The organism is Rhodococcus sp. 852002-51564_SCH6189132-a (assembly GCF_001665495.1).
GTDB lineage: Bacteria > Actinomycetota > Actinomycetes > Mycobacteriales > Mycobacteriaceae > Rhodococcus > Rhodococcus pyridinivorans.
The window spans coordinates 93513-119429 of sequence record NZ_LZMJ01000062.1 but is presented as its reverse complement, the minus strand read 5'-3'; the positions used below and the strand labels follow the sequence as shown (position 1 = coordinate 119429).

General features: G+C 69.4%; 5 protein-coding genes. All 5 read left to right on the top strand.

Going from position 1 to position 25917, the window contains the following annotated elements:
* Nucleotides 1-87 precede the first annotated feature (87 nt).
* The 5 genes from A5767_RS15175 (at nt 88) to A5767_RS15155 (ending at nt 25877) form a co-directional block, all read left to right on the top strand.
* The gene (locus tag A5767_RS15175) at nt 88-1755 is read left to right on the top strand and encodes an AMP-binding protein (RefSeq protein ID WP_006553528.1); all 1668 of its coding nucleotides are present in this window, start codon (nt 88-90) and stop codon (nt 1753-1755) included.
* 145 nt (nt 1756-1900) lie between these two features.
* Nucleotides 1901-2170: a GlsB/YeaQ/YmgE family stress response membrane protein gene (locus A5767_RS15170; RefSeq protein ID WP_016932945.1), complete on the top strand. Its 270-nt coding sequence runs from the start codon at nt 1901-1903 to the stop codon at nt 2168-2170.
* A gap of 143 nt (nt 2171-2313) precedes the next feature.
* Complete coding sequence (locus A5767_RS15165) at nt 2314-4275, top strand: acetoacetate--CoA ligase (protein WP_064852612.1); 1962 nt, start codon at nt 2314-2316, stop codon at nt 4273-4275.
* A 65-nt stretch (nt 4276-4340) separates the two neighbouring features.
* Entirely contained in the window at nt 4341-4694 is a 354-nt protein-coding gene (locus A5767_RS15160) for a hypothetical protein (RefSeq protein ID WP_006553525.1), read from the top strand.
* A gap of 282 nt (nt 4695-4976) precedes the next feature.
* Nucleotides 4977-25877, top strand: coding sequence for a non-ribosomal peptide synthetase (locus A5767_RS15155; protein WP_064852611.1), 20901 nt, complete (start codon nt 4977-4979; stop codon nt 25875-25877).
* Nucleotides 25878-25917: the final 40 nt, after the last annotated feature.

Here is a 25917-nt window from a genome sequence, read left to right as displayed (position 1 = left end):
GCCGACACCCGCAAGCAGGACCACCTCGATCAGATCGCCGATCTGGGCATCGAGGCGTTCGAACTCCGCGTCGTGAAGGAGAATGCGATGTCCGGCCTCGACGTCGACCGTCTGCCCAGCTACACCCAGGGTGCCTGGGACGTCCCGCTGCTCGGCGACACCATCGGCGACAACCTCGACCGCACCGCCGCCCGCTTCGGCGACCGTGAGGCGCTCGTCGATTCTGCCGCCGGAAAGCGCTGGAGTTACACCGAATTCGTCGCGGACATCGACGTGCTCGCGCTCGGTATGCTGCGGGCGGGCATCACCAAGGGTGACCGCGTCGGAATCTGGGCACCCAACTGCTGGCAGTGGGTGCTCGTGCAGTACGCGACCGCGAAGATCGGGGCGATCCTCGTCAACATCAACCCCGCCTACCGCTCGCACGAGCTGCAGTACGTCCTCGAGCAGGCCGGTGTGCGGATGCTGGTGTCCGCCCCGACGTTCAAGACCTCCGACTACGCGCAGATGATCGAGACCGTCCGGCCCAACTGCCCCGATCTCGAGGACGTCGTCCTGCTCGACTCGCCGCGGTGGGACGAACTCGTCGACTCCGGCCGCGCCGCGCTCACCGAGGACCGGGCACCGCTCGACGCGGCCCAGGCCTCGTTGTCGCCCGACGATCCGATCAATATCCAGTACACCTCGGGCACCACCGGTTTCCCCAAGGGCGCCACCCTCAGTCACCACAACGTGCTCAACAACGGTTTCTTCGTCGGCGAGCTGTGCCACTACACCGAACGCGACCGGGTCTGCATCCCCGTCCCGCTGTACCACTGCTTCGGGATGACGATGGGCAACCTCGCGTGCACGAGTCACGGCGCGACCATCGTGTTGCCGGCGCCGGGATTCGACCCCGCTGCGACGCTCGGTGCGGTCGCCGAGGAGAAGTGCACGTCGCTGTACGGCGTGCCGACGATGTTCATCGCCGAACTGGCCGACCCCGGATTCGACAACTACGACCTGTCGAGTCTGCGGACCGGAATCATGGCGGGATCACCGTGTCCGGTGGAGGTGATGAAGCAGGTGATCGACCGGATGGGCATGAGCGAGGTCTCCATCTGCTACGGCATGACCGAGACCTCCCCGGTCTCGACGCAGACCCGCAGCGACGACAGCATCGAGCGGCGCGTGAGCACCGTCGGTCGTGTCGGCCCGCATCTCGAGGTGAAGGTCGTCGACCCCGTCACCGGACTGACGGTGCCGCGCGGCGAACCCGGCGAACTATGCACCCGCGGTTACTCGGTGATGCTCGGCTACTGGGATCAGCCCGACAAGACCGCCGAGGCGATCGACGCGGCCCGATGGATGCACACCGGCGACATCGGCGTCATGGACGAGGACGGGTACGTCTCGGTGACCGGCCGGATCAAGGACATGGTCATCCGGGGTGGGGAGAACATCTACCCCCGCGAGATCGAGGAATTCCTCTACACCCACCCGGACATCCTCGACGCCCAGGTCGTCGGCGTGCCCGACACGAAGTACGGCGAGGAACTCATGGCGTGGATCCGGATGCGCGAGGGCGCCGAACCGCTCGACGCCGATTCGCTCCGGACGTTCTGCACCGGCAAGCTCGCCCACTACAAGATCCCGCGCTATGTGCACGTGGTCGAGGAGTTCCCGATGACGGTGACCGGGAAGGTCCGCAAGGTGGAGATGCGCGAGCAGGCGATCGCCTTGCTCGAGGCGACACGAGCGGACGGGGGCCGGTGAGACCACGGCCCTGCCGGAGAAGGATGTTCACTCGAAAGGCACGTCGAATCCGCCTCGTGTGAGAGGTTCATGATCGACACTGATGGGGTACATGGTCGTCGAGGTTGCGCCGCCCCGGGTGCGGCGCCGAACAGAGAGGCTCACCATGGGACAGATCATCGGCACGATCATCTTCGGCGCAGTCATCGGTATCCTCGCCAGGTTGGTGATCCCCGGTAAGCAGGCGATGGGGATGCTCATCACCATCGTCATCGGCATCATCGGTGCGCTGATCGGTTACTGGATCTGGGGTCTGATCTCGTCCGAGGGGAACGAGAACACCTCCGGCATCGACTGGATCCGCTGGATCATCTCCATCGCCGTCGCTGTGGTGCTCACCCTCATCTACACGTCTGCGACGCGCGAGCGGCGGTAGCCGAGAGTCCTCGCGCGAGGCTCCGTTTCGGACGTCTCGGACGTCGTGCACGGGCAGTCCGTCCGTGCACGACGGTTCCCGGCCGGTCCGGGCGGGCCTTCGTCCGTGTTCAGGTACGGTCCCGGACCGGGAGGTGAACTGTGGTGGAACCGCAATGGACTCCGACGGACGTCGACATCGAGCAGGCGAACGTCACCGGATTCACCCGGTTCGTCGAGGAGAGACACGGACTCGACCTGCCCGGCTACCGGGCGTTGTGGCAGTGGTCCGTCGACGAGCCCGGCGCATTCTGGCAGGCAGTGTGGGACGCCTTCGACGTCGTCTCCCACACCGACCCCGGCCCGGCTCTGGCCGACGCCTCCATGCCCGGTGCCGTGTGGTTCCCGGGCGCGCGACTGAATTTCGCCGAGTACGTCTTCCGGGAGCGTCCCCCGGACGAGGCCGCCATCGTCCACCTCGACGAGGAGGGACGCCGGCGCGAGGTCTGCTGGTCCGAACTCGAACGTCGGACGGCCGCGCTCGCCGCGACGCTCCGCGCGCACGGGGTGGGGGAGGGTGATCGTGTCGTCGGCTACCTGCCCAACATCCCCGAAGCGATCGTCGCCCTGCTCGCCACGGCGAGCATCGGGGCCGTCTGGGCCGGATGTGGACAGGACTACGCCGCACCTGCGGCGATCGACCGTCTGGGCAGACTCGAACCACGAGCACTCGTCACGGCAACCGGATACCGCTACGCAGGACGGCGGCACGACCGCGTCGACGAGGTGGACGTACTCCGCGCCGCGATGCCCGGCCTCGCCCTGACGGTCGTCGTGTCGGAGGAGGAGACATCGTTCGACACGTCCGGGTTCGACACGTCCGGGCAGACCGGGACCGTTCTGGACTGGCGGGACGCTGTCTCCGGCGACGCCGCTCTCGAACCCCTACCCGTTCCCTTCGACCATCCGTTGTGGGTGGTCTTCTCCTCCGGCACCACCGGCCCACCGAAAGGCTTGGTGCACGGCCACGGTGGTGTGCTGCTCGAACACCTCAAGGCGTTGTCGCTGCACCTCGACCTCCGTCCCGGCGACCGCTTCCTCTGGTACACCAGCCCGAGCTGGATGATGTGGAACTTCCTGCTCTCGGGGCTGCTCGTGGGATGCACCGTCGTCACCTACGACGGCGCCCCGTCCCATCCCGAGGTCGATCGCCTGTGGCGGATCGCGGCCGACGAGAACGTCACGGTGCTCGGGACGAGCCCCGGCTATGTGCTGGCCTGCATCAAGGCCGGTGTCGTCCCGCAGGACGACCACGATCTGTCGGCCCTCCGCGGCGTCGGGGTCACCGGGTCGACGCTGCCCGCCTCGTCGTCGGCGTGGCTGTCGGACAACGCCGGTGAGCACGTGCAGGTGATGTCGATCTCCGGCGGGACCGACGTCGTGACGGCCTTCGTCGGCGCCGTCCCCACGGTGCCCGTGTGGCCGGGGGAGATCTCGGTGCCCTGCCTCGGTGTGGCCGTCGACGCCTTCGACGAAGGGGGCCGGCCGGTGCGCGGAGAGGTCGGAGAACTCGTGGTGACCGTCCCCATGCCGTCCATGCCCGTGCGGTTCTGGAACGACCCGGACGGCAGTCGCTACCGCGACGCCTACTTCTCCGTCTATCCGGGTGTGTGGCGCCACGGCGACTGGATCACGATCACCGAGCGCGGAACCTTCGAGATGCACGGCAGGTCCGACTCCACCCTCAATCGCCACGGTGTGCGGATGGGCAGTGCCGATATCTACCAGGCCGTGGAGAACCTGCCCGAGGTCGTCGAGTCGCTCGTCCTCGGCATCGAACAACCCGACGGCACGTACCGCATGCCGCTGTTCGTCGTCCTCGCCGAGGGCGTCACGCTCACCGACGACCTGAAGGAACGGATCCGTGCGGCCGTGCGCGAGCATGCCTCGCCCCGGCACGTGCCCGACGAGATCGTCGCCGCGCCCGGGGTGCCGCACACTCGCACCGGTAAGAAGCTCGAGGTTCCCCTCAAACGGATCCTGCAGGGAGCCGATCCCGGCCGCGTCGTCGACCGCACCGCGATCGACGAACCCGACCTGCTCGACTGGTACCGCGACCAGGCGTGATCCGGGGCACACCATGAGCGTCACCTAACTGGACAGTCCCCGTCCCGAATGGTCGGATTGCGCCCATGGACATCGCCATCAAGATCTTCCTCATCCTGCACTTCATCGGCCTCGCGGGCATCATCGGTTCGTGGCTCGCGGTCATCAAGGAACCGCGCGTCGTCGCCGGCATGCTGCACGGCGCCATCCTGCAGGTCGTGACGGGTCTGGCCCTGGTCGGTCTGCGGGAGGCGCAGGACGTCGTCGAGGTGAACCACATGAAGATCGGCATCAAGCTGCTGGTCGCCCTCGCCGTGCTCGTCGTGGCGTTCATCGGCCTGAGGAAGGAGAAGCAGAATCCCGGCTCGACCGCGACGCTCGCCCACGTCGCCGGTGGTCTGGGCATTCTCAACGTGATCATCGCCGTGGCGTGGACGTGATCGTCCGCACTCGGGTGACAGCTGGTCGGCGCCGGGTGGGCACCCTGTAGATTGGGACCGATGCGTATGTCATGGGCTCCGGTGATGACCGGCGGGTAACCTGCTTCGGGCGCCTCGGCCGAAAGGCCGGGGATTCGTTTCTGCGTCCGGTCCTGCGGAGAGTCCTACCGCCCGGCCGCGCCGTAACGATTCCCACCTGGTCAGCAGATAAACCGAGAAGGTTGTGCGCTGCGCAAGCTGCCGCCGATGGGGGTTGCGCGACGGTGAGAGAGAGGTTGGGGATTGGACTCGCTGGGTAGCGGCGGATCGGAAGCGGCGAACGCGCAGGGCATCGTGCCGCCCGGGGCCTTTCCGCTCTCGCCGGCACAGCTGGGCATGTGGTTCGCTCAGCACGTCGATCCGACGGTGCCCGCCAACATCGCTCAGTACGTCGAACTCGAGGGCGACCTCGACCGCGACCTGCTGCGTGCCGCGAGTGTCCGCGCCGCCCACGAGATGGGATCGGGTTTCCTCCGGTTCATCGAGGTCGACGCCCAGCCCTACCAGCTCGTCGACCCCACTCTCGAAGAGTCCGTCGGGTACGAGGATCTTCGGGGCGAGCCCGATCCTCGCCAGGCCGCGCTCGATTGGATGCGCGACGACCGCAGCCGTCCCGTCGACGTCCTCCGCGACCGGCTGATCTCCGCGACGGTCCTGCGCATCGGTGACCGTCGTTACTTCTGGTACAACCGCGTCCACCATCTCGCGCTCGACGGTTTCGCCGCCGCGACCTTCATGACCCGCATCGCCGAGCTCTACACGGCGTCGGTCGACGGCGTCGAACCGTCCCCGAGCCTCGCGTCCGATCTGCGAAAGGTCCACGACGTCGAGATGGAGTACCGCGGATCGAAGCGGTTCGCCGACGACCGCGAGTACTGGGTGCAGCAGATCGAGGGCATCGAGGAACCCACGAGCCTCGCCGGCCGCACCGCGGCGCCCGCGCCGGTCAGCCGCATCGACAGCGCGGCGTTGTCGGACGAGACCGAACGTCGCGTCGAGCAGCTGTCGGAGCGGGAGAACACGAGTCTGGCGACCGCCGTCATCGCGGCGTTCGCGGCCTACGTCGCCCAGATGACCGGGCAGACCGACGTCGTCCTGAGCCTGCCCGTCGCGGCTCGCACGACCGCCCTGTTGCGCCGCTCCGGCAGCATGGTCTCGAACGTCGTCCCGCTCCGGCTGAGCGTGACCGACGAGACCACTGTGCACGACCTGATCGCGGCGTCCGGTGCTGCCGTCTCGGGCGCGCTGCGTCACCAGCGCTACCGGCACGAGGACATCGTCCGCGACCGCGCCGCGACCTCGGCGGGTGGAGCGCAGTCCACCTTCTTCGGACCGTGGGTCAACATCATGCTGTTCGACAACGAGGTCCGACTCGGCGACATGGTGGGACGGATCAACATCCTGTCCACCGGTCTGATCGAGGATCTCGGCGTCAACGTCTACACCAGCGGCGACAACACCCACATCGACTTCGAGTCGAACCCGAATCTCTACGGACCCGACCGGGCCGCCTCCGACCACGCGCGGTTCGTCGAGTTCTTCGACCGCTTCGTCGGTTCGGCCTCCGACCGGCCCGTCTGGGACATCCCGCTCGCCGGCGGCACCGAACTCGACCGGGTCGTCCGCGACTGGAACCGCACCGACCATCCCGTGCAGCGCCGCGACCTGCTCGCGGAGTTCCACGACCGGGTCGCGACCTCTCCCGAGGCGACCGCGCTGGTCTTCGAAGGCGAATCGCTGACCTACGCCGAATTCGCCGCGCGGGTGAACAGCCTTGCCCGGGCACTGGTCGATCTCGGTGTCGGCCCCGAGTCCCTCGTCGGACTGGCCATCCGACGCTCGCTCGAGCTCGTCGTCGGCATGTACGCGATCGTCGAGGCGGGTGGTGCCTGGGTGCCGATCGACCCCGACCACCCCGCCGATCGCACCGCCTACATCCTCGAGACCGCCCACCCCGCGGCGGTGCTCACCACGGCACGCGACGACGTGACGCTGCCCGAGGGCATCCCCACGATAGACGTCGACACCTTCGACCACGCGCGGTTCGGCACGACACCGCTCACCGACGCCGAACGACGCGGACCGATCCTGCCGGACACGACCGCCTACGTCATCTTCACCTCCGGTTCGACGGGCCGGCCGAAGGGCGTGGCCGTGAGCCACGTGGCGATCGACAACCAGATCCAGTGGATGAACGACCAGTACGGTCTGACCTCCACCGACGTGTACCTGCAGAAGACCGCGACGACCTTCGATGTGTCGCTGTGGGGCTTCTTCATGCCCCTGCGCGTCGGCGCGACCCTCGTGATCGCGACGCCCGACGGGCACCGCGACCCGGTCTACGTCGCGAACAAGATCGCCGAGCACGGCATCACGATCACCGACTTCGTGCCGTCGATGCTCACCGTCTTCGTCGCGAATGCGCCTGCCGGGACGTGTGATTCGCTGCGGCACGTCTTCGTCATCGGTGAGGCCCTGCCGTCCGAGACCGCCGCGGACTTCGCGCGCATGTGCCCGGCCGGGCTCCACAACCTGTACGGACCCACCGAAGCCGCGGTCTCCATCACCTACCACCGGGCCGCTCCCGGCGACGTGCACAGCGTCCCGATCGGCGTCCCGCAGTGGAACAGCCGCGCATACGTCCTCGACCGGCGGCTGCGGCCGGTGCCGGTGGGCCGACCCGGCGAGCTCTACCTCGCCGGCGTCCAGCTCGCGCGCGGATATCTCGACCGTCCCGACCTGACCTCCGACCGTTTCCTCGCCGACCCCTTCGGGGCGCCCGGCGAGCGGATGTACCGCACCGGCGACCTGGTGCGGTGGGAGACCGCCGCCGACGGCACGGGTCTGCTCGAATACATCGGCCGCACCGACTTCCAGGTCAAGTTCCGCGGCCAGCGCATCGAACTCGGCGAGATCGAAGCGGTGCTCCTCGCGCACTCCGCCGTCTCGCAGGCCGTCGTGCTCGTGGTGGAGACCCCCACCGGGGACCAGCTCGTGGGGTACGTCGTCGCGGCTCCCGGCCGCACCATCGACCCTTCCGATCTCGCCGATCATGCCGGCCGGTCGCTGCCGTCGTACATGGTTCCGGCGTCGCTCATGGTGCTCGACGCGCTGCCGCTCAACACGAGCGGCAAGCTCGACCGGAAGGCGCTGCCGGAGCCGGTCTTCAGCAGCACCCGCGTCTTCCGTGAGCCGCGCACCCCCGCCGAGCGTGCCGTCGCCGAAGCGTTCGGCGAGGTCCTCGGTGTCGAACGTGTCGGTCTCGACGACGACTTCTTCGAACTCGGCGGCAACTCCCTCGTCGCCACCCAGGTGGTCTCCCGCATCGGAGCCGCGCTCGACACCCAGGTGCCCGTGCGTGTGCTGTTCGAGGCGTCCACGGTCGTGGGTCTCGCGACCCGGCTCGCCAAGCAGATCGGTACCGGCGCGCGGTCCCCGCTCGTCGCCCGACCGCGACCCGACGTGCTGCCGTTGTCGACTGCGCAGCAACGGATCTGGTTCCTCAACCGCTTCGACGTCAGCACCGCCGCCTACAACCTTCCGTTCACGGTGCGGCTCACCGGCGCCGTCGATCCCGCAGCGGTGTCCGACGCCTTCGCCGACGTGGTGGCGCGGCACGAGAGCCTGCGGACCGTCTACCCCGAGGTGGACGGCGAGCCGCAGCAGACGATCCTTCCGGTCGAGCAGGTCGTCGTCCCGCTCGAGCCGATCGACGTCGACGAGCAGGACCTGCACGCGGCCGTCGTCGACCTCGCGAGCCGCGGTTTCGACGTCGTCCGCGACGTCCCCTTCCGGGTCGCGCTGTACCGGCTCGCCCCCGACGACTACGTCCTGGCCATGGTGCTGCACCACATCGCCGCCGACGGCTCCTCGTTCGGCCCCTTCGCCCGCGACGTGGTCACGGCCTACAGCGCCCGCGCCGAGGGAAACAAGCCGAGCTGGACGCCGCTTCCCGTCCAGTACGCCGACTACGCCGTTTGGCAGCGAGAGGCCCTCGGCGACGAGGCCGACCCGAATTCCGTTGCGGCGCAGCAGCTCGACTACTGGGTGAACGAGCTCGACGGTCTGCCCGACCAGCTCGACCTGCCCACCGACCGGACCCGGCCCGCCGTCTCCTCCTACAACGGCGACAAGCACCGCTTCGCGATCGACGCCGAGACCCACCGCGGTCTCGTCGACCTCGCCCGCAGGCAGCACGCGTCGCTGTTCATGATCGTCCACGCTGCCTACGCGGCGCTGCTGTCCCGCCTCAGCGGTTCCGACGACATCGCCATCGGTACCGCCGTGGCAGGTCGTGGGGAGAAGGATCTCGACGACCTGATCGGCATGTTCGTCAACACCCTCGTCCTGCGCACCAGGGTCGATCCCGGCGTTTCGTTCGAGGACTACCTCGCCGGCGTCCGGGAGACCGACCTGACGGCGTTCTCGAACGCAGACGTCCCCTTCGAGCGTCTCGTCGAGGTGCTCAACCCGCCGCGCTCGACCGCGCGGCACCCGCTGTTCCAGGCCGCGCTGTCCCTCGAACCGGGCACCGCGCGCGACGTCTCGTTCGCGGGAGTCCACGCCGTCGGCGCCGAACTGGACGTGCCGATCTCGAAGTTCGACATCCAGCTGTGGGTGACCGAGAAGACCGGTGACGACGGCGAACCCGCCGGCCTCGACGCCCTGTTCGAGTACGCCACCGACCTGTTCGACGCCGCGACGGTCGCCGTCTTCGCCGAACGCTTCGCGCGGATTCTCGCCGGGATCGTCGCCGATGCGTCGACCTGCGTGGGCGACCTGGCGATCCTCTCGCCCGGGGAGGCCGAACGCCTGCTCACGGCGACGGGGCCCGAGCCTGCCGAGGCCCGCACCCTGGTGGAACTGCTGACCACCGGCGCCGTCGACCATCCCGACCGCGTCGCCCTCCGCGACCGCGACACCGTCCTGACCTACCGCGAACTCGACACGTGGTCGAACCGCATCGCCCGGCGGCTCGTCGAGCGCGGTGCCCGGCCCGACGGCATCGTCGCGCTGGCCTTCCCACGGTCGTGGGAGATGGTGCTCGCCGTGTGGTCGGTCGCCAAGACCGGCGCCGCCTACACGCCCGTCGACCCGGAGTACCCGGCCGAACGCGTCACCCACATGCTCGACGACTCGTCGGCCGTCTTCGGTCTGACGACGGGGGAGTACGCCACCGGTCTGTCCTCGGCCACCGAGTGGATCCGACTCGACGACCCCGAATTCGTCGACGCGTGCGCGTCCTACCCGGACGGCCCGCTCACCGACGCCGACCGCGCTGCGCCGCTGCGCCTCGACCACACCGCTTACGTCATCTACACCTCCGGTTCGACGGGCAAGCCCAAGGGCGTCGCCGTCACCCACCGCGGCCTCGCCGGTCTCGTCCGCGAGACCGTCGAACTGTACGGCGTGACAGAGGAATCGAAGCTCCTGCACATCTGCTCGCCGAGCTTCGACCCGACGGTCCTCGACTGGACGCTGGCCGGGTCCACCGGCGCCGAACTCGTCGTGACACCGCCGTCCGTCTACGGCGGCGCCGAACTGCGCGCGCTCATCGAACGCACTGGCGTCACCCACACCGTCATCACCCCGGCGGTGCTCGGTTCCGTCGACCCGAGCGGACTCGACGCCCTGCGCGTCGTGAACGTCGGTGGCGACGTGTCCACGGCCGACCTCGTCTCCCGCTGGGCGCCCGGCCGCAACTTCTACAACGCCTACGGGCCGACCGAGACCACGATCGTCTCGACGCGCGCTCTGCTCGAACCGTCCGGGCCGATCACCATCGGACGGCCCGTGGCGGGCGTGCACGCCCTGGTCCTCGACAGCCGGCTCCGCCCGGTCCCCGCCGGTGTCGCGGGTGAGCTCTATCTCGCGGGCGACGTGCTCGCCCGCGGTTACCATCGGCGTCCGGCGCTCACCGCCGACCGGTTCGTGGCGAACCCGTTCGGCGCGAACGGAACCCGGATGTACCGCACCGGCGACATCGTGCGCTGGGACGAGCAGGGCCGCATCGAGTTCGCCGGACGCGCCGACTTCCAGGTCAAGGTCCGCGGCTACCGCATCGAACTCGGGGAGATCGACGCCGCACTGCTGACCCACCCCTCGGTCGCCTTCGCGACCACCGTCGGACACGAGATGCCGTCGGGCCAGACCGCGCTCGTCGCGTACGTGCACGGGGACGAGCAGATCGATCCTGCCGAACTCGCCGATCACGTCGGCCGCTCGCTGCCGTCGTACATGGTGCCGTCGCAGATCGTCGTGCTCGACGAGGTGCCGCTCAACCCGGTCGGCAAGCTCGACCGCCGTGCCCTGCCCGAGCCCGATCTCGGCATCAGCTACCGCGAGTTCCGTGCCCCGACCACTCCCATCGAGGAGACGGTCGCGAACGTCTTCGCCGAGGTGCTCGGCGTCCAGGGCGTGGGTCTCGACGACGACTTCTTCGAACTCGGCGGCAACTCGCTGCTCGCCACGCAGGTCGTCTCCCGGCTCGGTGTCGCCCTCGACGCGCAGGTGCCGGTTCGGGCGTTGTTCGAATCCAGTTCGGTGGCGGCCCTGGCGGTGCGCGTCGAGCAGGAGGCAGGTCGCGGAGCGCGCATCGCCCTGACGAAGATGCCGCGGCCCGAACGTGTTCCGCTGTCGCTCGCGCAGCAGCGCATGTGGTTCCTCAACCGCTTCGATCCGCGGTCGTCCACCTACAACCTCCCGATGGCGCTGCGCCTGACCGGCGAATTGGACGTCGCCGCACTGCAGGTGTCGATCATGGACGTCATCGATCGGCACGAGTCGTTGCGCACCGTCTTCCCCGATTCGCCGAACGGACCGCACCAGGTCGTCCGTGCCGCGGCGGAGGTCGTGCCGGATCTGACCCCGACCCGGATCACCCCCGACGAGCTGTCCGCGTCCGTGCGGCGCCTGGTCTTCACCGGACTGGACGTGACGTCGGACGTGCCGATCCGCGCCGAACTGTTCGAACTCGGCGACCAGGAACACGTGCTCGCGCTCGTCGTGCACCACATCTCGGCCGACGGCTGGTCCACCGGTCCGATGGCGCGCGACATCATGGTCGCCTACACTGCCCGCACCGAATGGGAGGAGCCCTCGTGGGCACCCCTGCCGGTGCAGTACGCCGACTACACGCTGTGGCAGCGGCAGGTACTCGGATCCGAGGACGATCCGCAGTCGCTGATCTCCCGGCAGCTCGACTACTGGCGCCGCACCCTCGCCGGTGCGCCCGACCAGCTCGATCTGCCCGCCGACCGTCCGCGGCCGGCCGTGCAGTCGTACTCCGGTGCGACCGTGGACTTCCCGATCGATCCGGAACTGCACCGCGAGCTCGTGGCGCTGGCACGTACCCGCAATGCATCGCTGTTCATGGTGGTGCACGCGGCCCTGAGCGTGTTGCTCGCGAGGATGTCCGGTCAGGACGACATCGCGATCGGCACCCCGGTCGCGGGTCGCGGCGAGCAGGCGCTCGACGACCTGATCGGCATGTTCGTCAACACCCTCGTGCTGCGCACGGATGTCGATTCGGGCAGGCCGTTCACCGCGCATCTCGCACGGGCACGCGATGCGGCGCTCGGCGCCTTCGGCCACGCCGACGTGCCGTTCGAGCGGCTCGTCGAGGTGCTCAACCCGACCCGCTCCACCGCCCGGCACCCGCTGTTCCAGGTGATGCTCTCGTTCGAGAACCTGCGCGCGGCGCACGTCGAACTGCGTGGCCTGACCCTCGACGTGCTCGACATCGACACGGCGGTCGCCAGGTTCGACCTGCAGCTCACCCTCACCGAGGACTTCGCGGAGGACGGCACGCCGAACGGTCTCGGAGCGGCGTTCACCTATGCGACCGACCTGTTCGATCACGCGACGGTGCGCGGATTCGCCGATCGCTTCGTCCGGATCCTCGAGGCCGTGGTGCGCGAGCCGGAGGTCGTCGTCGGCGACATCGACCTGCTCGGCGCCGACGAGCGTCTCGCGGTCCTCGAATCGTGGAACGACACCGCGCACGAGCTGGAACCGGCCACTCTCGTCGACCTGTTCGACGCCCGGGTCGCGACGGATCCCGACGCCGTGGCCGTGGCCTTCGAGGGCGAGCAACTGACCTATGCGGACTTCGACGCGCGAGTGAACCGCCTTGCCCGCCATCTGATCTCGCAGGGTGTCGGACCGGAGTCGACCGTCGGACTCGCGGTGCGGCGATCCCTCGACCTCCTCGTCGGCATGTACGCGATCGTCAAGGCCGGCGGTGCCTACCTGCCGCTCGACCCCGATCAGCCCGCCGACCGCAACGCGTACATCCTCGACACGGCTGCGCCGGTCGCGGTGCTGACCACCACCCGCGACGGCTTCGTGTCGACCGCGGCCGCGCGCACGATCGAGATCGACACGCTCGATGTGTCCGACCTGCCGTCCGGCCCGATCACCGACGCCGATCGCATCGCCACGCTCACGCCGGCGAACGCCGCCTACGTCATCTTCACGTCCGGTTCGACGGGGCGCCCGAAGGGTGTCGCGGTGGCGCACGGCGCGATCGTCAACCGCCTGCTGTGGATGCAGGACGAGTACGGCCTCACCCGCGACGACGCGGTGCTGCAGAAGACGCCGTTCACCTTCGACGTGTCGGTGTGGGAGTTCTTCTGGCCTCTGCAGATCGGTGCGCGACTCGAGATCGCACTTCCCGACGGTCATCGGGACCCGGCCTATCTCGCCCGGGTCATGGCCGACCGCGGAGTCACGGTCGCGCACTTCGTGCCGTCCATGCTTGCGGTCTTCGTCGCCGAGAACGCCGCGGCCTCGGCCTCGTCGTTGCGAATGGTCTTCGCCTCGGGCGAGGCCCTGCCCGCCTCGGTCGCCGCACGCCTGCGGTCGATCCTGCCGGGCGCTCGCCTGCACAACCTGTACGGCCCCACCGAGGCGGCCGTCGACGTGACCTACCACGAGGTCACCGCAGCCGACGCGGTGTCGGTGCCGATCGGCGTCCCGGTCTGGAACACCGGCGTCCACGTCCTCGACGGCCGACTGCATCCGGTGCCGGTCGGTGTCGCGGGTGAGCTCTACCTGTCGGGTGTCCAGCTGGCGCGCGGTTACGTGGCGCGGCCGGACCTGACTGCGGAACGCTTCGTCGCCTCGCCGTGCGGGGCGGGGGAGAGGCTCTACCGCACAGGCGATCTCGTGCGGTGGGTCGCCCGGGAGACCTCCGACGCACGCACGGCGCGTGCCGAACTCGAATACATCGGCCGCACCGACTTCCAGGTCAAACTGCGCGGTCTGCGCATCGAACTCGGCGAGATCGAGACGGCCCTGCTCGCGCTCGACGACGTCGATCAGGCCGTCGTGCTCGTGCGCTCGGACGCCCACTCCGGTGAGCACCTCGTCGCCTATCTCGTCGCCGCCGACGGCCGGTCGCTCGACACCACCTCCGTCTCGCGTCGTCTCGCCGGCTCGCTGCCGGCCTACATGGTGCCGTCGGTCTACGTCGTGCTCGACGAGTTCCCGCTCGGATCGTCGGGCAAGCTCGACCGCAAGGCCCTACCGGCCCCGATCTTCGAGGTCAAGGAGTTCCGCGCCCCGACGACCCCGGTCGAACAGATCGTCGCGTCGGTCTTCGCCGACGTCCTCGGACTCGAACGCGTCGGTCTCGACGACGACTTCTTCGCGCTCGGCGGCAACTCGCTGATCGCAACACAGGCCGTCTCCCGCATCGGCGAATCCCTCGGTGGCCGAGTGGCATTGCGCGCGATCTTCGAGGCGTCCACCGTCGAGGCCCTCGCCGCCGCCGTCGAGGCCGACTCGTCGGGTGCGGCCCGCACACCGCTCGTCGCCGGGCGCCGCCCCGAACGGGTTCCGCTGTCGCTCGCGCAGCAACGCATGTGGTTCCTCAACCGCTTCGACCCGGAGTCCGCGGTCAACAACATCCCGGTGGCCGTGCACCTGTCCGGTGCGCTCGACGTCGCTGCGCTCGGGACCGCGCTGCGCGACGTCGTCGCACGGCACGAATCGCTCCGCACCGTCTACCCCGATGTCGACGGCTACGGCTACCAGAAGGTGCTGCCGGTCTCGGAGGTGCCGGTCGAGTTGACCGTCACCCGCATCGACGCAGACCGCCTGCCTGCCGAACTGCGGGCACTCGCGGCGACCACCTTCGACGTCGTGCGCGACGTGCCGATGGTGGTTCGGCTGTTCGAGACCGGACCCGACTCGCACGTGCTCGTCGCGGTCCTGCACCACATCGCCGCCGACGGTTTCTCGATGGTGCCGCTGACCCGCGACATCATGATCGCCTACGCGGCCCGGGCGCAGGGCGAGGCTCCGGCCTGGACCCCGCTCGAGATCCAGTACGCCGACTTCACCCTCTGGCAGCGCGAAGTGCTCGGCGCGGAAGACGATCCGGAGTCGGTGCTGGCCCGCCAGATCGGCTACTGGACCGAAACCCTCGCCGACCTGCCGGAGAGCCTCGGCCTGCCCACGGACCGGCCCCGTCCGGCGGTCGCGTCGTACCGCGGTGCCGTCACCCGGCTGACGATCGATCCCGACCTGCGCGCCGCGGTGGAACGTCTCGCGCAGCAGCGGCGCACGACCGAATTCATGGTCGTGCACGCGGTGCTCGCGACGCTGCTCGCGCGTCTGAGCTCATCCGACGACATCGCGATCGGCACGCCGATCGCCGGGCGCGGCGAACGCTCCCTCGACGACCTGATCGGCATGTTCGTCAACACCCTCGTCCTGCGGACCCGGGTGGACGTCACCGCCACCTTCGACGAGTTGCTGGCCCACGTCCGCGAGGTCGACCTCGGCGCGTTCGCCCACGCCGAGATCCCGTTCGAGCGTCTCGTCGACGTCCTCGCCCCGGTCCGCACCCAGGCGCACAACCCCCTGTTCCAGGTGATGCTGGCCTTCCAGAATCTCGGACAGGTGTCGCTGCAGCTGCCGGAACTGTCGGTGACGAACGTGCCCCTCGACAACGGACTGTCCAAGTTCGACCTCGTCATGACGGTCCTCGACGCCGACACCGAAGGCGCATCGTCCGACGGGTGGGTCGTCGAACTCTCCTACGCGACCGACCTGTTCGACGCCGAGACGATCGACGTCCTCGGTGAGCGGTTCGTCCGTCTGCTCGCCGCCGCGACGGAGACTCCCGGCACCGGGATCGACGAACTGCCGCTGCTCACCGCCGGCGAACGCGACGCCGTCGACGCCGCCGCGCACGGTGCTCGCACCGATCTCGGCACGACCGCGACCCTGCCCGCGCTGCTCGATGCGCAGGTCGAGCGCACGCCCGATGTCCTCGCCGTCGTGCCCGGCACCGACGCGGTCGGGACGCCGCTGACCTACCGCGAGTTCGGGGAGCGGGTCAACGCGTTCGCACGCCATCTCGTCGAGTCGGGCGTCGGCCCGGAGACCCGGGTGGGTGTGGCGATCGGCCGGTCCGTCGACATGCTCGTCGCCGTCCACGCGGTGATCGCCGCCGGCGGCGCCTACGTGCCGCTCGACCTCGAACAGCCCGCCGACCGCATCGCGTACGTCCTCGAATCTTCCGCTCCCTCACTGGTTCTCGTCGCATCCTGGGACGAGTTCCGGGACCGGACAGGTTTCGGGGACATCCCGATCGTCGAGATCGACGCCGTCGACCTCTCCGGCCGCGACGGCTCGCCCGTCCGCGACGACGAGCGGATCCGTCCGTTGCGGGCCGAGCACCTCGCCTACGTCCTGTACACCTCCGGCTCCACCGGCCGCCCCAAGGGCGTCGCCGTGCCGCACGGCGCGGTGGTCAACCAGTTGTCGTGGATGCAGGACGAATTCGCCCTCTCCGCCGACGATCGTGTGCTCCTCAAGACGCCGGTCACCTTCGACGCATCGGTCTGGGAGCTCTTCCTGCCGCTGCACGCCGGCGCACGCACGGTCGTCGCGTCGCCGGGCCTGCACCGCGAACCCGCCGGAATGGCCGCCGAGATCGCCCGGGCCGGCATCACCGTCGTCCAGTTCGTGCCGACCGTCTTCGACGCGGTGCTCGAGCACCTGGGGGAGGAGGCCGCGGCCTCGCTCACCCACGTCTTCTGCGGTGGCGAGAGTCTCTCCGGCGAGAGCACCGCCCGCTTCCGCAAGCTCGGCGCAGCACCGGTGCACAACCTCTACGGTCCCACCGAGACCACCATCCAGACGATGCACCGCACCGCCGAACCCGACGACCACCCCGCGGTGCGGATCGGCTCGCCGGTGTGGAACACCGCCGCCCGCGTCCTCGACGCGCGGCTGCGGCCCGTCCCGGTGGGCGTCGCCGGAGAGCTGTACCTGTCCGGTGCGCAGCTCGCCCGCGCCTACCACGGTCGGCCGGACCTGACCGCGGAACGCTTCGTCGCCGACCCGTTCTCCACCTCCGGTGGTCGGCTGTACCGCACCGGCGACCTGGTGCGGTGGGTGCGCACCGCCGGCGGCGACCGCCTCGAACTCGACTACATCGGCCGCACCGATCAGCAGGTCAAGCTTCGCGGTCTGAGGATCGAACTCGGCGAGATCGACACCGCACTCACCTCGCAGCCCGCGATCGGTCGTGCCGTGACGGTGGTGCGCGAGGATCCCCGATCCGGACCGCAGCTCGTCTCGTACGTCGTGCCGATCGCCGGCGCCGACATCGACCCGGCGGACGTGAAGACCGCGCTGCTCTCGCGACTGCCGTCGTACATGGTGCCCGCGGCGATCGTCGTGCTCGACTCGCTGCCGCTCAACACGAGCGGCAAGGTCGACCGTCGCGCGCTGCCCGCACCGACCTTCGAGGTGCAGGAGTTCATGCCGCCGCGCACGCCGGTCGAGGAGATCGTCGCGGGTGTCTTCGCGCAGGTGCTCGGTGTCCCGCGCGTCGGCCGTACCGACGACTTCTTCGCGCTCGGTGGGAACTCGCTCGTGGCGACGCAGGTGGTCGCCCGTCTCGGCGACGCCCTCGATACGACCGTCCCCGTCCGTGCCCTGTTCGACGCCCCCACCGTCGAGGCCCTCGCGGTCCGCGTCGAACAGTTCGGGGGAGCCGGGTCGCGGCCCGCCCTCGAACGGCGCGAGCGTCCGGAGCGGATCCCGCTGTCGCCCGCGCAGCAGCGCATGTGGTTCCTCAACCGCTTCGATCCGGCCTCCGCGGCGAACAACATCCCCGTCGGTGTTCGCCTCACCGGGGACCTCGACGTCGACGCGCTGCGCACCGCGCTCGGCGACGTCGTCGAGCGGCACGAGTCGCTGCGGACGGTCTACCCGGACATCGACGGCGTCGGCCACCAGTCGGTGCAGCCGCCCTACACGGTGGAGCTGCCCGTCGAGCGGGTCGCCGAGAGCAGCCTGTTCGAGCGGGCGGAGCAGCTCACCTCGGCCGGCTTCGACGTCACGAGCGAGGTGCCGCTGCGGGTCGTGCTGTTCTCGCTCGGCGGGCGTGAGCACGTGCTGTTCCTCGTGGTCCACCACATCGCGTCCGACGGCTTCTCGCTGCGGCCGCTCGCGCGCGACATCATGGTCGCCTACGCGAACCGTTCGCGCGGGGAGGCTCCGAACTGGGCGCCGCTCGAGGTGCAGTACGCCGATTACGCGTTGTGGCAGCGCGACGTCCTCGGCTCCGAGGACGATCCGCGTTCGGTGCTCTCGCGCCAGGTGGAGTACTGGACCGCGCAGCTGGCGGACCTTCCCGACCAGCTCGACCTGCCGTCGGATCGTGCTCGCCCCGAGGTCGCGTCGAACACCGGACGCACCAGCCGGTTCCGTATCGAACCCGAGCTGCACTCGGCGCTGGAAAACCTTGCCCGGGAGCGGAACACGTCCCTGTTCATGGTCGTGCACGCGGCGCTGGCGGTGCTGCTGGCGCGACTGTCCGACAGCGAGGACATCGCGATCGGCACCCCGATCGCGGGTCGCGGCGCGGCCGCCCTCGACGACCTCGTCGGCATGTTCGTCAACACGCTCGTGCTGCGTGTCGGTGTGCGCAACGACATCCGGTTCCAGGACCTCCTCGCCGAGGTGCGCGACACCGACCTCGACGCCTTCGCGAACGCCGACGTCCCGTTCGAGCGGCTCGTGGAGATCCTCGACCCGCAGCGCTCGCAGGCGCGTCACCCGCTGTTCCAGGTGGCCCTGACCTTCCAGAACACCGGCCGGGTCGAGTTCGACCTCGACGGCGTCACCGCCGCGGCGGTCGACTACGAGGCGCCCACCGCCAAGTTCGACCTGCAGTTCACCTTCGCCGAGACCGTCGGCGAGGACGGTTCGGCGGCCGGTATGGACTTCGCCGTCACCTACGCGACCGATCTGTTCGACGACCTGCGGGTCGCGGCCTTCGCGGAGCAGCTGCTGCGCATCCTGCGCGGAGTGGCCGAGGATCCGGCCGCGGTGGTCGGCGACATCGAGATCGTCGACGACTTCGAACGCGAACTGGTCGTCTCGCGCTGGAATTCGCTGGGCGACGATGTCGCACCGGCCGGCACGACACTCGTCGACATGTTCGAGGCGCGCGTCGCCGAACGCGGCGACGCCGTCGCGGTGCGGTTCGGCGACGAGCAGTTGTCCTACCGCGAACTCGGTGCGCGGGTGCACCGCCTGGCACGTCATCTCATCGATGTCGGTGCCGGACCGGAGGATCTGGTCGCGGTCGCGATGCCGCGCTCGCTCGATCTGATCGTGGCGCTGCTCGCGGTGCTCGAGGCCGGTGCCGGTTACCTGCCGATCGACCCGAACTCGCCGGCCGACCGGATCGAGTTCCTGGTCTCGGATGCCACGCCGGTCGCGGTCGTGACCACTTCGGACGTCGAGGTCGCGTTTCCGGCCTCGGTGCCGGTCGTCGAGATCGACCGTCTGGATCTGTCGGAGGTCGACGACGCACCGATCCTCGACGCGGAGCGTCGTGCCCCGCTGACGTCGACGAACCTCGCGTACGTGATCTACACCTCGGGATCGACCGGACGCCCGAAGGGTGTGCTGATCCCGCACCGCAACGTGGTGCGGCTGATGGTCAACACCGAATCGGTGTACGGCTTCGACTCGTCGGACGTATGGACGATGTTCCACAGCTACGCCTTCGACTTCTCGGTATGGGAGCTGTGGGGGCCGCTGCTCTACGGCGGAACCCTCGTGGTCGTCGACTACTTCACGTCGCGTTCGCCGGAAGCCTTCCGCGAGTTGCTGATCCGCGAACGCGTCACCGTGCTCAACCAGACGCCGTCGGCCTTCTACCAGCTGGTCGAGGCCGACCGGGTCGCGGTCGACGAGGCGCAGTTGTCGTTGCGGTACGTGATCTTCGGTGGCGAGGCGCTCGAGCCGCGTCGTCTGGCCGGGTGGTTCGAGCGTCACGGGGATGCGGGGCGAGCGCAGCGACTGGGGATCGGCACAGCTCCGCGGTTGGTGAACATGTACGGCATCACCGAGACGACCGTGCACGTGTCGTACCGGGAGATCGGTGCCGACCTGGCGCAGAGTGCGTCCGCGAGCGTGGTCGGTGTCCCGATCGCGGGTCTGCGGGTGTACGTGCTCGACCGGCGGCTCAAGCCGGTGCCGGTGGGTGTGGCCGGCGAAATGTATGTCGGCGGCGGCCAGTTGGCGCGTGGATACCTGCGCCGTCCGGAGCTGTCGGCGGCACGTTTCGTCGCCGATCCGTTCTCGTCCGACGGTGCGCTGCTGTACCGGACGGGCGATGTCGCACGCTGGGTCGTCTCGGGCGATCTCGAATATCTCGGACGCGCCGACGACCAGGTGAAGATCCGCGGTTTCCGCATCGAGCTCGGCGAGGTGGAGGCTGCGGTGCTCGCGCAGGACGAGGTCGCCCACGCGGCGGTCATCGTGCGCGAGGACACCCCGGGAGCAGCCCGGATCGTCGCCTATGTGGTTCCGCACGAAGGCATGTCGATCGACACCGAAGCGCTGCGCAGCGGTGTCGCCGTGGTCCTGCCGGAGTACATGGTGCCCTCGGCGTTCGTGGTGATCGACGCGATCCCGCTGACGGTCAACGGCAAGCTCGACCGCCGGGCGCTGCCCGAGCCGGTGTTCGAGACGCGTGGTTTCCGCGCGCCGAGCACCCCGATCGAGGAGATCGTGGCGGGCGTGTTCGCCGACGTCCTCGGTGTCGACCGCATCGGCGCCGACGACGATTTCTTCGCACTCGGTGGCAACTCGCTGATCGCGACGCAGGTCGTCGCCCGACTCGGTGCCGCGCTCGATGCGCAGGTGCCGGTGCGGACGTTGTTCGAGGCGTCCACCGTCGCGGAACTCGCGACACGGGTCGAGCAGGAGTCCGGTCGCGGCGCTCGGGTGCCGCTCGCGGCGCGGACACGGCCGGAGTCGATCCCGCTGTCTCCCGCACAGCATCGGATGTGGTTCCTCAACCGGTTCGATCCCGACTCGACGGCCTACAACATCCCGTTCGCGTTGCGGATGACGGGCGCACTGGACGTCGACGCGTTGCGTGCCGCCGTCACCGACCTCGTCGCACGGCACGAGTCCCTGCGCACCGTCTATCCCGAGACCGAATCCGGTCCGGTGCAGCGCATCCTGCCTGCCTCGCAGGTCCGGCCGGAGCTCGAACCGGTGGACGTCACCGCCGCCGATCTCGAGCCGCGGATGCGGGAGATCGCCGCGGCCGGCTTCGACGTCACCGTCGACGTGCCGGTACGGATGCATCTGCTCCGCGTCGCCGACGACGATCACGTCCTCGTCACCGTGGTCCACCACATCAGCGCCGACGGCTCGTCGATGGTGCCGCTGGTCCGCGATGTGATGACGGCCTACGCCGCCCGGTCCGCGAACAGTGATCCGGCGTGGGCGCCGCTCGCGGTGCAGTACGCCGACTTCGCGTTGTGGCAGCGGGAGGTCCTCGGCTCCGAGGACGATCCGGAGTCCACCGCCGCCGAGCAGCTCGGCTACTGGCGCATCGCGCTCGCCGACCTGCCCGACCAGCTCGACCTGCCGCTCGACCGTCCGCGGCCGGCGCAGCAGAGCTTCCGCGGCGACCGCGTGGAGTTCACCATCGGTGCCGATCTCCACCGTGAGCTGCGGGATCTGGCGCGCAACCGGAACGCGACCGTGTTCATGGCCGTGCACGCGGCCTTCGCGGCGCTGCTCGCGCGCCTGTCCGGTTCGACGGACATCGCGGTGGGCACCCCCATCGCGGGCCGCACCGAGCAGGCCACCGAGGACATCATCGGCATGTTCGTCAACACGCTGGTGCTCCGGCTGGAGGTGGACGGTGGTGCGTCCTTCGACGAATTGCTGTCCGCAGCACGGGAAACCGATCTGCAGGCCTTCGCGCACGCGGACGTGCCGTTCGAGCGTCTCGTGGAGGTCCTGAACCCGGCCCGCTCGACGGCCCGGCATCCGCTGTTCCAGGTCGGCTTCTCGTTCCAGAACCAGAGCCGCTCCGAACTCGCCCTGCCCGGGCTCGACATCGAACCGGTCGATCTCGAAGGTGGCACCGCCCAGTTCGACATGCACCTGATCGTCGCCGACAGCTACGGAGACGACGGCGCGCCGAAGGGCATCGACGCGATCCTCACCTACGCGACGGATCTGTTCGACCGCGAGACCGCGGAGGCCGTCGCGGCCCGTTTCGAGCAGCTGCTCGAAGCGCTCGTCGAGTCGCCGGCACTGCCCGTCGGTGATCACGCGTTGCTCCTGCCGCAGGAGCGCGACACGGTGCTCGGCGCGTGGAACGACACCGCGCACGGAACCGACCCCGGCGCGACCCTCGTCGGTCTGTTCGACGAGCAGGTCGCCGCACACCGCGACGACGTCGCGATCGTGTACGAGGGCCGGCGGTGGACCTACGGCGAGTTCGACTCGTCCGTCAACCGTCTCGCCCGGCACCTGCTCGGTCTCGGTGTGGGGCCGGAGGATCGGGTCGCGCTCGCGATCCGTCGTTCACCCGAGCTGCTCGTGGGCATGTACGCGATCGCGAAGACCGGCGCTGCCTACGTGCCGGTCGACCCGGACCAGCCCGCCGAGCGCAACACCTACATCCTCGACACGGCCGCTCCCGTCGCGATCGTGACGACGAGCGGCGACCGGGTCGAGCACGGCACGGCGCCGGTCGTCGAACTCGACGGCCTCGACCTCGCCGGGCTCTCCGACGATCCGATCACCGACGACGACCGGTCGGCTCCGCTGCGGCCGGGCAACACGGCGTACGTGATCTTCACGTCGGGTTCGACCGGCCGCCCCAAGGGCGTCGCGGTCTCCCACGCCGCGATTGTCAACCAGTTGTTGTGGAAGCGTGAGTATTTCGGTATCGGGGCCGACGACGCGGTGCTGCTCAAGACCGTCGCGACGTTCGACCTGTCGGTGTGGGAGTTCTGGTCGGCGCTCACCTCCGGCGCCCGCCTGGTGATCGCCACCGCCGACGGACACCGCGATCCCGACTATCTGCTCGCGTTGTTGCGCGACGAGCAGGTGACCACGCTGCACACCGTTCCGTCCATGCTGTCGATGCTGATGACGGTCGCGGCCGGTCCGGTGGCGCCGTCGCTGCGGCGGATCCTCGCGATCGGTGAGGCGCTGCCCGCGGCGGTGGCCCAGCAGTTCCGCGCGGACAACACCGCGACGCTGTACAACCTCTACGGACCGACCGAGGCCGCGGTCTCGGTGACCGTCCACGAGGTCGACGATGCCGACCGGACCGTCGTCCCGATCGGTGTGCCAGAGTGGAACACCGCCGTCTACGTCCTCGACGACCGGCTGCGGCCGGTGGCGCCGGGTGTCGCCGGCGAGCTGTACCTCGCGGGTGCCCAGCTCGCGCGGGGCTACCACGACCGTCCCGACCTCACCGCGGACCGGTTCGTCGCCGACCCGTACGGACGCGGACGTATGTACCGCACGGGCGACATCGGCCGGTGGAACCGTGCCGGTCGCCTCGAATACCTCGACCGGGCCGACTTCCAGGTCAAGGTTCGCGGTTACCGCATCGAACTCGGCGAGGTCGAGACCGTCCTGCGCGAGCTGCCCGACGTGAAGGATGTCGCTGTCCTGGTGCGCAACACCGCCCACCTCGGCGACCGTCTCGTCGCCTACGTCGTGCCGGCCACCGACGCGTTCGACTCCGGTGCGACACGGACGGCGCTCGCGGAGCGACTGCCGTCGTACATGGTGCCGTCGGCCTTCGTCGAACTCGAGGCGCTGCCGCTGAACACCAACGGCAAGCTCGACCGGCGGGCCCTGCCCGACCCCGAACTCGACGCGGGGCAGTTCCGCGCCCCGACCGATCCCGTCGAGGAGATCGTGGCCGCGACCGTCGCCGAACTGCTCGGCGTCGAGCGGGCCGGCCTCGACGACGATTTCTTCGAACTCGGCGGCAACTCGCTGCTCGCGACGCAGCTCGCCGCCCGGCTCGGTGCCGCACTCGACACCCGCGTGCCGGTCCGGACCGTCTTCGAGTCGTCCACGGTGGTCGCGCTCGCCGCCCGCCTCCGGCCGTCGGTGGGCGAGGGTGCCCGTCCGGCGCTCACGACCGTCCCGCGTCCCGAGCAGGTGCCGCTGTCGCTCGCACAGCAGCGCATGTGGACCCTGAACCGGGTCGATCCGGAATCGGGTGTCTACAACATCCCCGTCGCCGTGCGCCTGACCGGTGCGCTCGACGTGGACGCCCTGCGCGCCGCGGTCGCCGACCTGTTCGCACGACACGAGGTGCTGCGCACCGTCTACCCGGACAGCGGTGACGGTCCGGTGCAGGTCGTGCTGCCGGTCGCGCAGGCCGTGCCCGAGCTCACCCCGGTGGACGTGACCACCGACGAACTCGTCGACCGTCTCACCGAGATCCTCGGCAGCGGATTCGACGTGACGGCATCGGTCCCGCCGGTGCGGGTCGCGTTGTTGCGTCTCGACGCCGCCGAACACGTCCTCGCGGTCGTCGCGCACCACATCAGTGCCGACGGGTACTCGATGCGCCCGCTCGTGCGCGACGTCATGACCGCCTATCTCGCGCATGCCGCGGGGGAGACCCCGGGCTGGGCGCCGCTCGAGGTCCAGTACGCCGACTACACGCTGTGGCAGCAGAGCGTTCTCGGTTCCGAGGACGATCCCGAGAGCGAGCTGTCGCGTCAGCTCGACTACTGGGCCGACGAACTCTCCGGTGTCCCGGAGGTTCTCGCCCTGCCCACGGATCGTCCGCGCCCCGCCCGCCAGTCGACCGTCGGTGAGTCGTTCACCTTCACGATCGGTGAGGAACTCGCGCAGCGGATCGAGAAGACCGCCCGCGAGCACAACGCGACGGTCTTCATGACGATGCACGCCGCCTTCGCGGTGCTGCTCGCCCGCCTGTCGGGCAGCGAGGACATCGCGGTGGGCACGCCGACCGCCGGTCGTGGTGAGGAAGCGCTCGACGACCTCGTCGGCATGTTCGTCAACACCCTCGTGCTCCGCACCCGGGTGGCCGGCTCGGCGACCTTCGCGGAGCTGCTCGCTCAGGCCAAGGAGAAGGATCTCGCGGCGTTCGGCAACGCCGATGTGCCGTTCGAGCGGGTCGTCGAACGTCTCGGTGTGCGGCGCAACAGCGCGTACACCCCGCTGTTCCAGGCGATGCTCACCTTCCAGAACATCGACACCGGCACCTTCGCCCTGCCGGGGCTCGAGGTGGCCGCGCTCGAGACGGGAGCCGACCAGGCGAAGTTCGACCTCCAGTGCACGGTGGTCGAACGGTTCTCCGAGTCGGGAGCGCTGACCGCACTCGATGTGACCTTCACCTACGCCACGGCACTGTTCGACGCCGCGACGGTCGAGACCTTCGGCGACCGCTTCGTCCGGATCCTCGAGACCGTCAGCGCCGACCCGCAGGTCGTCCTCCGTTCGATCGACATCCGCACGGATGCCGAGCGGGCGCGGGCGGCCCGGCCGAAGAAGGCACGCACCGTCGCCGATCTGCCGGCACTCGTGGCGGCAGCGGCTGCCGTGGCCCCGGACACCGTCGCCTTCCGGCACGGTGAGCGCGAAGTCACACTCGGCGAGTTCGCACAGCGTCTGGACACCATGGCCACCACGACCGGCGGTGCGCTCACCGCAGAAGCACTCGTGTCGGTGGTTTTGAACGGGCTCGTACCGGGGATGCTGCCCCAACTCGGCGCCGACGGTCTCGCACAGTTGGTGCGCGATGTGATCGCCGTCGCGGTAGGCGTCGATGCCGACGCGGTGGGAGACGCGGATTAGTCCTGTGTCGGTCACTTCGGGATAATGGAAGATCGGCTGT

What these genes read in the sequence shown, in the direction of transcription:
- A5767_RS15175 (WP_006553528.1), top strand. Translation starts at nt 88, where the DNA reads ATGTCCGGCCTCGACGTCGACCGTCTGCCCAGCTACACCCAGGGTGCC.
- A5767_RS15170 (WP_016932945.1), top strand. Translation starts at nt 1,901, where the DNA reads ATGGGACAGATCATCGGCACGATCATCTTCGGCGCAGTCATCGGTATC.
- A5767_RS15160 (WP_006553525.1), top strand. Translation starts at nt 4,341, where the DNA reads ATGGACATCGCCATCAAGATCTTCCTCATCCTGCACTTCATCGGCCTC.